The organism is Thiocapsa sp. UBA6158 (assembly GCF_002423035.1).
Classification (GTDB): Bacteria; Pseudomonadota; Gammaproteobacteria; order Chromatiales; family Chromatiaceae; genus Thiocapsa.
On sequence record NZ_DIUM01000107.1, the window covers coordinates 16,181 to 30,001 of the forward strand.

Consider the following 13,821-nt stretch of genomic DNA (forward strand, 5'->3'; position numbering starts at 1 on the left):
TTCGCTGCGCTCTACCCCTCCTACGGCCATCGATTCTTCGGGATAGACGGTCGATCGCGTCGTCGACAATAGGCCACCGAGACCTGATGGATACCAACACCCGCAACTATCTGACCGTGACCGCCGGCTATTGGGCCTTCACCGTCACGGACGGGGCGATCCGGATGCTGGTGGTGCTCTATTTCCACCTGCTCGGCTATTCGCCGTTCGAGGTGGCCATGCTGTTCCTCTTCTACGAGGTCTTCGGCATCGTCACCAATCTGGTCGGGGGCTGGCTGGGTGCGCGCATCGGGCTGAATCTGACCATGCACATCGGCATGGGGCTGCAGGTGGTGGCGCTCGCCATGCTCACGGTGCCGGATGCCTGGCTGACGGTCGCCTATGTGATGCTGGCGCAGGCGTTGTCCGGGATCGCCAAGGACCTGAACAAGATGTCGGCCAAGGCGACGGTGAAGACCCTGGTCGGGGCGGGCGGCGAGTCGCGCCTGTTCAAATATGTCGCCATCCTTACGGGCTCGAAGAACGCGCTCAAGGGTGCCGGTTTCTTCATCGGCGCGGCGCTGCTCGAGCTGATCGGGTTTCGCGGGGCTTTGGCGGTGCTCGCCGGGATGCTCGCGGTCGTGCTGATCGTGACCGCGATCCTGCTGCCCTCGGGCGTCGGTCGCATGGCGTCCAAGCCCAAGTTCACGCAGGTCTTCTCCAATACGCCGGCGATCAACTGGCTCTCGGCGGCGCGGTTCTTTCTCTTCGGTGCACGGGACGTCTGGTTCGTGGTCGGTCTGCCGGTGTTTCTCTATTCGGTGCTGGGATGGAGCTTCACCCAGGTCGGTACCTTCATGGCGGCGTGGGTGATCGGTTACGGGATGGTGCAGGCCGCGGCACCGCGACTGCTGCATCTCGGGCGGTCACGCAATGCGGTTCGGCGTCATCCGGGCGGCCGCACGGCGCGACGTTGGGCCTTGCTGCTGGCGATCGTGCCTGCGGGCATCGCCTTCGCGCTCCACCGGGGCTGGCCGCCGGGCGAGGTGCTGATCGTCGGTTTGATCCTGTTCGGTATCTTGTTCGCCATCAACTCGGCGGTGCATTCCTATCTGATCCTGGCCTACTCGGACTTCGAGAAGGTCTCGATGAGTGTGGGCTTTTATTACATGGCCAATGCCGGCGGGCGACTCGCGGGGACGGTTCTCTCGGGTCTGGTCTATCAGACGCAGGGGATCGAAGGGTGTCTGTGGTGGTCGGCCGGTTTCGTGCTCGCCGCCTTCCTGCTCTCGTTGCGCCTTCCCGAGGTCGACGAGTCCAAGCCGATGGCGGTTGCCGCCTGATGCCCAAGGCGAGCCCGGCGGCATGACATCGGCATCGGGCGTCGGCCCGGTGTTGATTCTCGCCTGCGGGAATCCCTCGCGCGGGGACGACGCCCTGGGGCCGCTCCTGATCGAGCGTCTGAGCCTGGATCTCGATCTCGCGCGGTGCGGAGTGGAGACCCTGACCGACTTTCAGCTCCAGATCGAGCATGTCCTCGACCTGCAGGGCCGTAAGCGCGTCATCTTCGTCGATGCGGCCGTCGGCGGCCCCGAGCCATTCACCTTCCTTCCCTTGCGCCCGAGCCCGGATGCGTCGTTCAGCACGCATGCACTTGCTCCGAGCGCCTTGCTGGCCCTGTTTCGACAGGTCAACGGACAGGCGCCCCCGCCGGCCCGGCTGCTCGCGATACGCGGCTACGGGTTCGCGCTCGGCGAACCTTTGAGCGAGCGTGCATCGGCCAATCTCGACCGGGCCGTACGCTTTTTGCCCCGGCTCTTGCGTGCCGGCGGGGGCGTCGGAGGCCCGATTTAAACCGCGTCTCGGCTGAGGGTCGCGGATGCACCAAACGTCGAGCTTGCTCGAACATGCGCATCGCGCTCCGGACGCGGTTTAGTCGGTTGCTCGGGTGTTCCAAGGTCGACCGAGCATGAGATAGAGCGCCCCGAAGCCACCGTCGGCGAAGCCGTATCCGAGGTAAATGGGGCCGATGAAGGTGTCCGCGCCCAGGAAGAGGCTGCTGCCGAAGCGCAGGTTGTCGGCCTGGATCTCGGAGCGCTGTTCCCAGACGTTGCCGACCTCCAGAGAGGCCCCGGCATAGGTGTTGACGAGTCCGGTGGTGAGGTTGCGCAGGTAGACGGCACGCGCGAGCCCGAGGTTTGCACCCGAGAGTTCGTCCTGATTGAAACCGGAGAGATTCAGGAAGCCGCCGAGTCGATAGAAGGACTGCGCCGGTTCCTGCCCGCCGAAGCTGCCGGCCATTCGGATGCTGGTCAGGAGCGCGTTCTTCCCCCAACTTTGGGCGTTCACCAGGTTGAACCCGGCCTGATCGTAGTTCTCGGATGCGCCGATCTCGGTCCGGGAGGTCAAAGCGAACGCGTTGCCCACCCAGCCGCGACGCGGGAAATTGGCGCTGTCGAGTGTGTCGAGATAGAAGGTCAGGCCGAGCGAGCCTTCGTCGAACCCGTACCCCTGCATGCCCGGGTCGCCGTAGCGAAGGTCGGCATCGCCCGCATAGCGTCTGTACTTGAGTCCGAGTCGTCCCCAGTCGCCGAAATTCCGGCCGCCTTCGAGCGATCCGCCGAGACGCGAGATCAGATATTTCGCCGACGGATTATCCGATTTCTCCGGCTCGAACAGGGTCAGACTCTCGGTGAAGTAGCCGGCCATGGCCTCGACATACCAGCGCTCCAAGGGGTCGAGCGGCTGATAGATCTCGGTGATCAGACCGGGCTCCTCGCCGGCCTGCAGAAAGGTCCGCCACTCGGCGTTCAATGCGTTGACGGGCGCCATCGTGTAGGCCGCGCCGACGTTGAATCGCGAGTCGCCGCCGGAGGCGGAGGACAGCTCGATACCGAACTGCAGGGAGCTGGTACCCCATGATTTCTCCGTGGCCGTAATCACCAGCTCGGTCTCGTCCTCGGGTGTCTGCTCGACGCGGTATTGGACCGACTCGAAATTGTCCTGATCGAAGACGCGGTCGATCTGTGCCTCCAGGGCAGTCGTGTTCAGCGGCTCGCCGAGCGGCACATCCAGGCGCTGCGTGATCAGCGCGTCGGCCAGTCGCGAGCGATTCTCCACGCGCACGCGGTCGATGATCGGCATCGGCTCGCCTCCGAGGCGTTGGCGGTCGAGATAGGCGGCATACCGGGTGGTCGGGATCTCGAGCGCAGCCAGTTCGGCGCGCTGCTCCTGCGCGCCGCGCTCGCCGATGGCGATCGCCTCCAACATCTTGTTGAAGTCAGCGGCCGTGACCTCGCGCTCCAGGGGCGGAGTGATGAGGACGTCGCCTTCGTGTAGCTTGGCGATCTCCTCCTGGGTGTTGCGCCAGGTGACCAGGCCCATGACCTGGTCGAGCATCTCCAGAACATCGTTGATCTCTTCGCGGTCGCGCCTCGGTCCGCCGACATCCACCGCGATGATGATGTCCGCGCCCATCTCGCGTACGACGCTGACCGGCAGGTTCATGGCCAGACCGCCGTCGATAAGGAGTTGATCGTCGATCTCCACCGGGGCGAAGGCCGCGGGCACTGCCATGCTGGCGCGGATCGAGGTCGCGAGATCACCGCCTCCGAGGATGACCGCCTCCCCGGTCACCGCGTCGGTGGCGACGGCGCGAAAGGGGATCTTCAGATCGTCGAAATCATGGATCGAACGTGCCGGGAGCGTGTAGCGGCGCAAGGCAAGGTCAAGTCGATGGCCTTGGATCAGGGCCGGGACGAGATTGACCTCGCGCTTTTCCTCCTTCACGCCAGGTCTTGCGCTCAACAGGAAGTCGTTGTCGTCGAGCTTGCGATGGATGCGCCGATCCTGACGCGGGGGCACGTCCTGAAAGATCGCCGTCCAGTCGATCTCCTCGATGGTGGCCTCGATCTCGTCCGGCGACATGCCCATGGCATAGAGCCCGCCGATGACGGCACCCATCGAGGTGCCGGCGACATAGTCGACCGGGATCCCCATTCGCTCGATGACCTTCAGTACGCCGACATGCGCCGCGCCGCGTGCCCCGCCGCCGGAGAGCGCCAGGCCGATCGTCGGTCGCCCCGCGGCCTCCGACGGTGCGCTCGGAAGCACAAGTCCGAGCAGTGGGACCAGCAGCAGCGTCAGCCGCAGTGGATGCTGAAGAGCACGCACAGACACGATGTCGTTCCTCGTTGAAAAAAGCGCTACGGTAGCATGCCCGCGACACACCGCGTCGGTGCGCAGTGCTGTAATGCAAGGATCGGTCGCGGGCGCACCTTTTCGGCTAGACTTCGGCCGTCGAACCCTTCATCAAGGATGCCTGACGATGTTCTTCAGCGTGCGTGTCTCGGAGCCTGATTCGGATGGCCTTCTCGAAACCCGGCGCGTCCCGCGCCGACTCGGGCGACTGGTCTGCTCCCTTCTTCTCGGCAGCTTGACCTTGTCGGGCTGCGGGAAACCCGATGCCCCTGCGCCGGAGATGCCGCCGCCCTCGGTCGTCGTGGTTCCCGCCCAGTCCCGCGTCGTCGACGAGGAGGCGTCCTTCGTGGGGCGTGTGCTCGCGGTCAACCGGGTCGATCTGCGTGCCCGGGTCGAGGGTTTCCTCGAAGAACGTCGTTTCACCGAGGGCCAAGAAGTCGAGGTCGGCGACGTCCTCTTCGTGATCGAGCCCGGTCAGTACGCGGCTGCGGTGGAGCAGCGCCAGGCCGATCTGGAAAAGGCGCGGGCCGATCAACTCAACACCGCAGCCCAGTTGGCGCGCGGACTGGAGTTGGTGAAGGCGAAGAATATCTCGCAATCCTCGGTCGACGAGCTGCAGGCAGCGGATTCGATCGCGAAGGCCGGCATCACGCTTGCGCAGGCCGCTCTGACTCGGGCCATGCTCGATCTGAGCTATACAAGGATCACGGCGCCGGTGCCCGGACGCATCGGGCTTGCGAGCTACACGGTGGGCAATCTGGTCGGTCCCTCCTCGGGCACCTTGGCGACGATCGTGAGTCGTGATCCCATCTACGTGCAGTTCCCGGTGACCCAGCGCGATCTGCTCGGTGCGCGCCAGACCATCGAGGACAAAGGCGGCAATGCTCGGGATGTGAAGGTCCGTGTGCGTCTGCCGGACGGGACACTCTACGAGCACGCCGGGCGTTTGGATTTCGTCGACGTGACGACGGATCCGGGGACGGACTCGGTCACCCTGCGCGCCGAGCTGCCGAACCCGGACGGCATCCTCGTCGACCGTCAGTATGTCGGCGTCCTGCTCGAAGCGGGTGCACCCGAATCGGCGATCCTGATCCCGCAATCGGCGCTTCAAGTCGATCAGCAAGGCGTTTACGTCATGATCCTCGATGCCGACGGCAAGGCCCAAACGCGTCGCATCGAGACGGGGCAAAACAAGGGGGCGGATGCCGTCGTCAACAAGGGTCTGGTCGAAGGGGAGCTGGTCATCACGCAAGGGATCCAGCAGGTGAGGCCCGGTCAGGCCGTGAGCGCCGCGCCTGCGACGAGCGCCGCCGGAGCGCTCGAGCAATGATCTCCGACGTCTTCATCGACCGGCCTCGGCTCTCGATCGTCATCTCGGTCGTCATCACGCTCGCCGGGCTGATCGCCATCACCCGCATCCCGGTCGCCCAGTTTCCCGACATCGTCCCGCCGCAGGTGTCGGTCAGCGCGGCCTATCCAGGCGCGAGCGCATCGGTGGTGGAGTCGACCGTCGCTCAGCCGATCGAGTCGCAGGTCAACGGCGTGGACAACATGCTCTACATGCAGTCCACCAGCGGCAACGACGGCAGCTATTCGCTCACCGTCACCTTCGCGCTCGGCTCGGATCCGGACATCAACACGGTCAATGTGCAGAACCGCGCCAATCTGGCGATGGCCCAGCTCCCGGAGGAGGTGAAGCGGCAGGGTCTGACGGTCCAGAAGCAATCCAACGCCATGTTGCAGGTCGTGGCGCTGAGTTCGCCGAAGGGGTCCTACGACGGGCTGTTCCTGAGTAATTACGCGACCATCAATGTCGTCGATACCCTGGCGCGCGTGCCCGGTGTGGGACAGGCGTCGCTGTTCGGGCCGCTGGACTACAGCATGCGGATCTGGCTCGACGTGGATCGCCTGACCGCGCTCTCGCTGACCCCCGCGGACGTGATTGCGGCGATCCAGAGCCAGAACATCCAGGCCGCGGTCGGGCGGATCGGCGCGCAACCCATGACGGCCGACCAACAGTTCCAGATCACGCTCCAGACCCGCGGGCGTCTGAGCGATGCGGCTGAGTTCGAGCGCATCGTGGTGCGGGCCAACCCGGACGGCTCCACCGTGCTGGTCTCGGATGTCGGGCGTGTCGAGCTCGGTGCGCGCCAGTCGGACTCCTTCAGCCGCTTGGACGGACGGGATGCGGCCGCCATCGGGATCTATCTCGCGCCCGGCGCCAATGCGGTGTCCGTGGCCAAGGCCGTCGAGACCGCCATGGAACGGCTCGCCGAGCGGTTTCCGGACGATCTCGACTATACCTTGGTGTACGACACCACGGATTTCGTGAATGCGAGCCTCGAGAAGGTCGTCCATACCCTGCTCGAGGCGTTCGTCCTGGTGATCCTGGTCGTCTTCCTCTTTCTCGGGAGTTGGCGTGCCACCCTGATCCCCTTGATCGCGGTGCCCGTGGCCCTGATCGGGACCTTCGCCTTCCTGCTCATGATCGGCTTTTCGGCCAACACCATCTCGCTCTTGGCCGTGGTGCTGGCGATCGGGATCGTGGTCGACGACGCCATCGTNNGTGGTGGTGGAGAACGTCGAGCGCATCATGGAGGAGGAGGGTCTGCCTCCGCGCGAGGCCGCCAAGAAGGCGATGGGGCAGATCACCGGACCCATCATCGCCATCACATTGGTGCTGCTGTCGGTCTTCCTGCCGGTGGCCTTCATCCCCGGGATCACCGGACAGCTCTTCCAGCAGTTCGCGGCCGTCGTCGCCTTCGCGATGCTGATCTCGGCGGTCAATGCCTTGACCCTGTCTCCGGCACTGTGCGCCGTCCTGCTCAAGCCGGGTGGTCATCGGCGTGGACCGATGCGTTACATCATGAGCGGGATCGACCGGGTCCGCGACGGCTATGCCGGGATCGTCACGCGACTGGTGCGTGTTTCCATGCTGGTCTTGGTGCTGATCCTCGGCATCGGGCTCGCGACCGGTTGGCTGTTCAAGGTCACGCCAACCGGATTCCTCCCGGAAGAGGATCAAGGGGCCTTCATGGCCCATGTGCAGTTACCGCAAGGCGCCTCGGTGAGCCGCACCTTCGAGGTCGTGAAGGAGATCGAGACGCTCGTGAAGGCCGATCCCGCGGTTGCGCACGTGGTGACGATCACGGGCTTCAGCATCCTCGACGGCGCGGTGCTCTCCAATTCAGCAGCGATCATCGGGCGGCTGAAGCCGTTCGAAGAGCGCACTACGCCCGATCTCGAGGTCGATGCCGTCATCGATCGGATCGCGGCCCAAACGATCGGTATCCCGAGCGCGCGGGTCATGCCCTTCAATCTCCCGCCGATCGTAGGGCTGGGGACCGGCGGCGGTTTCCAGTATCAGCTCGAAGACCTGCAGGGTCGCACGCCGGAGGCGCTCGCCGGGGTGATGCGCGGTCTCATCCTCGCCGCCAATCAGGATCCGGCCCTCTCGCGTGTGTTCTCCACCTGGGCGAGCGACAACCCGCAAGTGTTTCTGAATATCGACCGCGAAAAGGTCCAGACACTGGGCGTGCGCATCAGCGATGTCTTCAATGCGCTGCAGGCGACCTTGGGCGGCTACTATATCAACGACTTCAACCGGTTCGGGCGGGTCTGGCAGGTCCAGGTGGAAGGCCGCGAGGCCGATCGTCAGAGCGTCGAAGACATCTACCGGATCCATGTCCGCAACGATCAAGGCGAGATGGTTCCGCTGCGCGCGCTCCTGAGCCCCGAGCTGATCCTGGGGCCGCAGCTCCTGCAACGTTACAACAACTATCGCAGCGTCACGATTCAGGGCGAGCCGGCGCCCGGCTTCAGCTCGGGCGATGCCCTGGCGGCGATGGAGCGGATCTCCGCGGCGACCTTGCCGGCGGGTTACGGCTTCGAGTGGACGGGCACGGCCTTTCAGGAGAAGGAGGCCGGCGGACAGACGCCGATCGTGTTGGCGCTGGCGGTCTTGTTCGCCTATCTCTTCCTGGTGGGACTCTACGAGAGCTGGTCGATGCCGGCGGTCGTGCTCCTGAGCGTCACGGTCGGGGTGCTCGGCGCGCTCTGCGCACTCTGGGTCGCGGGTCTCTCCAACGACCTCTATGCCCAGGTCGGCATCGTGGTGCTCATCGGTCTGGCGAGCAAGAACGCGATCCTCATCGTCGAGTTCGCCATCGAGCAGCGCGCGGGCGGGGCCTCGATCCTGGATGCGGCCACCCGGGCGGCGCGTCTGCGGATCCGTGCCGTGCTCATGACCAGCTTTGCCTTCATCCTCGGCCTGGTCCCCTTGGTCATCGCCAGCGGTGCCGGCGAGGCAAGTCAGCGCGGCGTCGGTACGGCCGTCTTCGGCGGCATGCTCGCCGCTTCGCTGATCGGAATCTTCTTGATCCCGATGCTCTACGTGGTCTTCCAGCGGTTCCGCGAAAAGGTCCACGGGGGCGTCGCGGCTCGGGAGTTGGGTTCAGAGCACGAGGCCCCGGTTTCGTGACGTCGGATGGGACCGGACGCTATCGAGCGCATGCGGATGCAGGCACCGCATCCGCCATCCGACTCAACCGCGTCCGGAGCGACATGCGTCATCTTCATGACGCGTTTGGCCTTGGAGATGTCCTCGATCTCGGCGAGACGCGGTTTAAGGTGATTTCCGGGAATGATCATCCCGACTGCGCATGCCAGGATGTAGGTGCGAATTTATTCGCACAGGCTGGACGGTGGCCTCGCCGAGCGCCTCGCCGGCAAAACCGGAGTGTGTGCGAATAAATTCGCACCTACAGGCTGGTCGTTCCTTTCCCGAAAATCGCCTAAACACAATTGAGCCACCATGATCGACAACCCGGCGGACGCCGCGGGGATTGCGGCCGGCGAGGCTTATGCGATCGGCAATCCCTACGAGGAGGCCGAGGAGGGCGAGAAGAACATGGGTCCCAATGCGCCGGGGTATATTCCCGAGACGATCGATTAGTCGTCGTGGCCCGATCAGTCCGCATGTGCAGGGCGATCAGCAGGGTCGGCACGGGTCGGGAGCTTCGATCATGAGACATCCGGTTGTCGGCTTCACGCTTGCTTTGGGGCTCTGCTTGATGCTGTTGTCGTCGACACTCGGTGCCGAGAACGGCGGTCTCGGCTCGTTGAATCCGTCGCTGATGTCGGCGGAGGGTTTGGAAGCAAAGATCGCCCGGACCGAGACGAGCACCGAACTGGACGCCGAGGTCAAGACCAAGATCGTCGCACGCTACCGTGAAGCTCTGAACAACCTCAAGGAGGCGGATGTCAACCGGGACCGTGCCGCGGCCTTCGAGGAGGTCGCGCAGGCGGCGCCGGAGGAGACGCGCCGAATTCGCGAACGCACCCTGGAGGCCGGCTCCGTCGATGTGCTCGAGGGGCTCGGCGTCGGTCCGCAGACGCCGCGCGGCGAGATCGCGCTGCGTTTGCGTAAGGCCCAGGCCGACCTCGCTGCGGCAGAGGCGCGGCGTGCCGATTTCGATCGCCAGCGCACCTTCCAGGAGAATCGCCCGACCATGATCCGCCAGCGTCTGACGGCGGCGCAGGAGCAGCAGGACGGAATCGCCGCCGCCCTGCGGGTGGAGATCGGCGGTGGCGGGCACGGCTCTGCGGCCTCGAGCTTCGGCTCTTCGCTCATGCAGGCTCGGTGGTGGGCGCTGGAAACCCGCTATGTCGCCTTGAGCACCGAGATCCGGGCATTCGAGCAAGAACTCATCAGTCAGCCGATGCGCTTGGAGCTGCTCGCGGCCAGGCGCGACGAGGAGGCCGCGAGTGTCGGGCGTCTGCGTGCGCAGGTCGAGGTGCTGAAGGCGCAACTCAACGACAAACACGAGAGCGAGGCTGCGCTCGCCAAGGCCGAGGCCGCGCGGATGCTGGAGTTGACCGAGGGATCCGATCCGCTGCTGATCCAGCTCGCGCGCGAGAACGCCGAGCTGACGGAGCAGCTCTCGATCATCGCCGGACGCCTCGACGGACATGACGAGGACGAGGCGCAGGCGCTGCGGTTGGCCGAGCGGGTCCAGGCCAATTTCGAGCGCGTGCGGGCGGCTCGAGAGGTCAGCGTGCTGACCGAAGGCATCGGCCCGCTCTTGCTCGAACACCGTGCCGACCTGCCCGATTTCGAGGTCCATACCCGTAATCTGCATGCGCTCGAGCAGCAGATCGCCGCGGTCAACGTCAGCCGGCTGCAGCACCTCGACGAGGCGACCCGCATGGCCGATCCGAACCGCACACTCGACGAGCTTGCGGCGAAGCTCTCGGTCGACTCGACACCGCAGGATCTCGACACCCTGCGCACCTTGATCGTGGGGCGCCGGGTGTTGTTGGCCAAGCAACTGGAGGCCGAGGGCGTGCAGCTCGAGGCGCTGCAGAGGCTCGAGGTCGCCGAGAGTCGGATGCTGGATGTCGCGCGTGCCTACGATTACTTTCTCGAAGAGCACCTGTTTTGGCTCGGTACGGGGGCCAAGACCCGTCCGGCCGACCTGGCGAATCTTCAGCCCGAGATCGGGCGTCTGCTCTCGCCCTCGGTCTGGTCCGAGCTCGGCCGCAACCTCGCGGGGCGACTTGCGAACTCGCCCCTGTCTTGGCTCGCGGTGTTGATTTCGGGCGTGCTGCTCTGGCAGCGCAGCGCCTTGATCGCGGCGATCGAGCGTGCCTCGGTCCGAACGCAGCAGCCGGGTCTCGGGGACACGCGGCAGACACTGCGTGCGTTGATGCTCACCCTGTTGCTTGCGGCGCCTCTGCCCCTGTTGTTCAGCGCGGCCGGCTGGGCCCTTCAGCACGCCGCACAGGGTACCGAGGTGTCCGAGACGGCCGGGGTTCAACTGGTCCGCATCGCAGTCGTGCTCTATGTCCTGCTGCTGTTGCGCGGGATCTGTCTGCCGCGCGGTCTGGCGATCGGGCATTTCCGGTGGCCGCAGGCCGGTGCGCAGCGTCTGAGGTCGGAGATCGGCTGGCTGATTTGGGTGCTGGTTCCGGCGATGTTGATCCTCGGCAAGGCGATCAGCATCAACCCGGATGCCGCAGTTGGACTCGTCGCGCGGCTCACCGCACTGGTCTCCGTCGCGGCGATCGCCCTGTTCTTTTTCCGATTGTTTCATCCCCAGACCGGTCTGATGACGGCGTTGCGGCAACGACCGGGCGCCGGTCTGTTGGCCCGTGCCTATCCGATCTGGTACCCGGTGCTGGTAGCCGTGCCTTTGGTCATCCTGGTTCTGGTCCTGGAGGGTTACGCCTATTCGGCGCTCGTGCTCTGGGATGCCTATCTACTCACCCTGGGACTGAGCGTCGTCTTGATGTTGCTGCATGCGCTGGCCTCGAGCTGGCTGATGCACGCGCGGGCCCGCTTGGCCCGCCGGGTTGCGCGCGAGCGCCGTCGGGTCGCGCTCGCGGAGCGTGACGCCTCGGCAGGCACCGAGCTCCTCGCCGTGCCGTCGGACTATGTCCATGTCGATCTCGCGGCGACGAGTGCAGCCGGCCGAGAGCTGCTGGGGATGGCGCTCGTCGCCCTCGCCCTGATCGGTCTCTACGCCATCTGGTCACCGGTCTTTCCGGCGCTGGGCATCCTCGACGAGGTGACCCTCTGGCATACCACCCGGATCCTGGACAGGCAGGAGACGGCGCTGCCCGTCACCCTGGCCGATCTCGGGCTTGCCCTGCTGTATCTGGTCGCGATCGGCGTACTCGCCAAGCGGTTGCCGGCGATGCTCGAGATCATCCTGAGCGAGCGCCTGCACATGACCTCGAGCAGCCGCTACACGGTGACGACCTTGACGACCTACCTCATCGTCGCCTTGGGTATCGTGCTGGCGCTCGACACCCTGGGCGCTCAGTGGTCGCAGCTGCAGTGGTTGGTGGCGGCGATGGGGCTGGGGATCGGGTTCGGTCTGCAGGAGATCGTCGCGAACTTCGTCAGCGGCCTGATCATCCTGTTCGAGCGTCCGGTGCGGGTCGGCGACGTCATCACCGTGGACGGGACCGACGGCGTGGTGACCAAGATTCGCATCCGTGCCACGACGATCCGCGGTTACGATCGCAAGGAGCTGCTGGTCCCGAACAAGGAGCTGATCACCGGTCGGTTACTCAACTGGTCCCTGTCCGACCCGGTGACGCGGATCATGATCCTCGTCGGCGTGGCCTACGACACCGATGTGGACTTGGCCCATGCCCTGATGCGGGAGGCGGCGCAGGAGAATCCGCGCGTGCTCGCCAACCCCAAGCCCGCGTTGAATCTCGAAGGGTTCGGCGACAACGCCCTGACCCTATCGCTGCGGGCCTATATCGAGGATATCGAGCATCGGGTCGCCATCACCTCGGAGCTCAACATGGCGATCAACCGCAAATTCAGAGACGCGGGCATCGTCATCGCCTACCCGCAGCGCGATCTACACCTGGATACGCGCGGGCCCTTGCGGGTCAGGCTCGAAGAGAAGGGTCCAACGCAACCCCGCGACGCGGACGGTGAGGGTCCCGCCGGACGTTGATCGGGCGGCATCGCGTTGCGACGCGAGAGCGGGTGGAGCTGTCGAGGGGGACGAGCCTGTCTCAATGCGCCTCCAGCTTACCCAGCTCGCCGAGGATCTCCAGCACCAGTTGTCGGGTCTGCGTATCCATCCCGCGACAGAGCTGGTCCGGATTGCGCTCCCCGTTGATCAGCGGGCGAACGACTCCGGCCAGCCGGGCCAGACTGCCCCCGACCTTGCTCATCTGATCGGCCATGTTGCCGATCAGCACCAGCGCTTGGGGATCGGTGCGCGCGGCGTGGATCATGTGCGCGAGGCCCGGTGCGGCGAGGGTCGGATCCTGTGCCTTGCTTGGATCCGGCAGACTGGCGGGGTCTTGGAGCCCGCGCAGGACGGATTCCGCAATGACGCCGTCTTCCTCGTCGAGACCGTTCAGGAGCGCGGGCGAGCGCTCCCCCTTGGCGATGCGTCGCAAGACGGCGACAAGCGTACTCCAACCCTGTTGCTCGGCCCCTTCAAGCAGGGTCTCGAGCTCGGCTCGACCCTCCGGGCGTTGGGTCAAGGCGACGACCTGGCGGATGAAGGTCGCATGGACCAGTCGGATCTGCTCGCGGCGTTCCGGGAGGTTGGACACTGGAGATTCTCCTCTTTGATCAGTGCGGCAACGCGCAGTGTGCTCAACTGTTCCCTGTGATGCCGGCGCGGGTTGGGCAGGCTGCGCTTTGCCCAACTGTTCATGTTGATTCTGAATCCCTCCCGATGCTCTGCGCACTTTGACGCGAGTGCCGAGGCCTGAGCTATCATCGAGGCGGGCTGGCCGCGCAGAGCCCGTACCCTCCACCCGTTCTCCCACCCCGCACACTCACGGAGAGATCAGCGATGCAGGTCGAAGTCACAGGCATTCTCGGTTTGATTCATCTGGCTCTGACGATCTATGCGATCGTCAAGATCGTCGGCAGCTCGGCCGGCACCGGCTCGAAGGTGTTGTGGATCCTTCTTGTCCTCTTGCTGCCGGTCGTGGGCCTGATCCTCTGGTTCCTGTTCGGTCCGAGCTGAGCTTAAACCGCGCCCAGAGCGAAATGCTCACTTTCGAGTGAGCTCGACGTTTGATGCATCCATGGCCCTTAGCGGGGACGCGGTTTAAGATTTTATATTTTCTAGTAGGTGATTAGCGTCGTGCCTCAGC

8 protein-coding genes and 1 pseudogene are annotated in these 13,821 nt (G+C 65.1%); 7 read left to right on the forward strand and 2 right to left on the reverse strand.

Annotated elements, in window-relative coordinates; all coding sequences use genetic code 11:
- Positions 1–86: 86 nt before the first annotated feature.
- The gene (gene arsJ / locus B4N44_RS14600; protein ID WP_296702213.1) at positions 87–1,322 is read left to right on the forward strand and encodes an organoarsenical effux MFS transporter ArsJ; all 1,236 of its coding nucleotides are present in this window, start codon (positions 87–89) and stop codon (positions 1,320–1,322) included.
- 22 nt (positions 1,323–1,344) lie between these two features.
- Positions 1,345–1,833 carry a hydrogenase maturation protease gene (locus B4N44_RS14605; protein WP_296702215.1) on the forward strand — a complete coding sequence of 163 codons (489 nt, stop codon included), beginning with the start codon at positions 1,345–1,347 and terminating at the stop codon, positions 1,831–1,833.
- A gap of 78 nt (positions 1,834–1,911) precedes the next feature.
- On the opposite strand, the gene B4N44_RS14610 is transcribed toward B4N44_RS14605, so the two are convergent.
- Entirely contained in the window at positions 1,912–4,158 is a 2,247-nt protein-coding gene (locus B4N44_RS14610) for a patatin-like phospholipase family protein (RefSeq protein ID WP_296702218.1), read from the reverse strand.
- Between the two features lie 148 nt (positions 4,159–4,306).
- Here B4N44_RS14610 and B4N44_RS14615 point away from each other — a divergent pair, with 148 nt between their 5' ends.
- The 4 genes and pseudogenes from B4N44_RS14615 (at position 4,307) to B4N44_RS14630 (ending at position 12,656) form a co-directional block, all read left to right on the forward strand.
- Positions 4,307–5,509: an efflux RND transporter periplasmic adaptor subunit gene (locus B4N44_RS14615; RefSeq protein ID WP_296702220.1), complete on the forward strand. Its 1,203-nt coding sequence runs from the start codon at positions 4,307–4,309 to the stop codon at positions 5,507–5,509.
- Positions 5,506–8,659 (forward strand): annotated as a pseudogene (locus B4N44_RS14620) (efflux RND transporter permease subunit). Before B4N44_RS14615 ends, B4N44_RS14620 begins: the two are co-directional and overlap by 4 nt.
- Positions 8,660–8,992: 333 nt before the next feature.
- On the forward strand, positions 8,993–9,133 hold the full coding sequence (locus B4N44_RS14625; protein ID WP_296702224.1) for a hypothetical protein: 141 nt from the start codon (positions 8,993–8,995) through the stop codon (positions 9,131–9,133).
- A gap of 70 nt (positions 9,134–9,203) precedes the next feature.
- On the forward strand, positions 9,204–12,656 hold the full coding sequence (locus tag B4N44_RS14630) for a mechanosensitive ion channel domain-containing protein (protein ID WP_296702226.1): 3,453 nt from the start codon (positions 9,204–9,206) through the stop codon (positions 12,654–12,656).
- Positions 12,657–12,717: 61 nt separating this feature from the next.
- Here the strand turns inward: B4N44_RS14630 and B4N44_RS14635 are convergent, their stop codons facing one another.
- Positions 12,718–13,269 (reverse strand): hypothetical protein, encoded by a 552-nt coding sequence (locus B4N44_RS14635; RefSeq protein ID WP_414718154.1) that lies wholly within the window; start codon positions 13,267–13,269, stop codon positions 12,718–12,720.
- Between the two features lie 245 nt (positions 13,270–13,514).
- Between B4N44_RS14635 and B4N44_RS14640 the strand changes: the two genes are divergently transcribed.
- Positions 13,515–13,691, forward strand: a complete 177-nt coding sequence (locus B4N44_RS14640) for a PLDc N-terminal domain-containing protein (RefSeq protein WP_296702229.1) — start codon at positions 13,515–13,517, stop codon at positions 13,689–13,691.
- Positions 13,692–13,821: the final 130 nt, after the last annotated feature.

Bases quoted from the DNA above. Each gene is read 5' to 3' on its own strand.
- B4N44_RS14625 (WP_296702224.1), top strand. From the start codon at position 8,993: ATGATCGACAACCCGGCGGACGCCGCGGGGATTGCGGCCGGCGAGGCT.
- arsJ (WP_296702213.1), top strand. From the start codon at position 87: ATGGATACCAACACCCGCAACTATCTGACCGTGACCGCCGGCTATTGG.
- B4N44_RS14640 (WP_296702229.1), top strand. From the start codon at position 13,515: ATGCAGGTCGAAGTCACAGGCATTCTCGGTTTGATTCATCTGGCTCTG.
- B4N44_RS14630 (WP_296702226.1), top strand. From the start codon at position 9,204: ATGAGACATCCGGTTGTCGGCTTCACGCTTGCTTTGGGGCTCTGCTTG.
- B4N44_RS14605 (WP_296702215.1), top strand. From the start codon at position 1,345: ATGACATCGGCATCGGGCGTCGGCCCGGTGTTGATTCTCGCCTGCGGG.
- B4N44_RS14615 (WP_296702220.1), top strand. From the start codon at position 4,307: ATGTTCTTCAGCGTGCGTGTCTCGGAGCCTGATTCGGATGGCCTTCTC.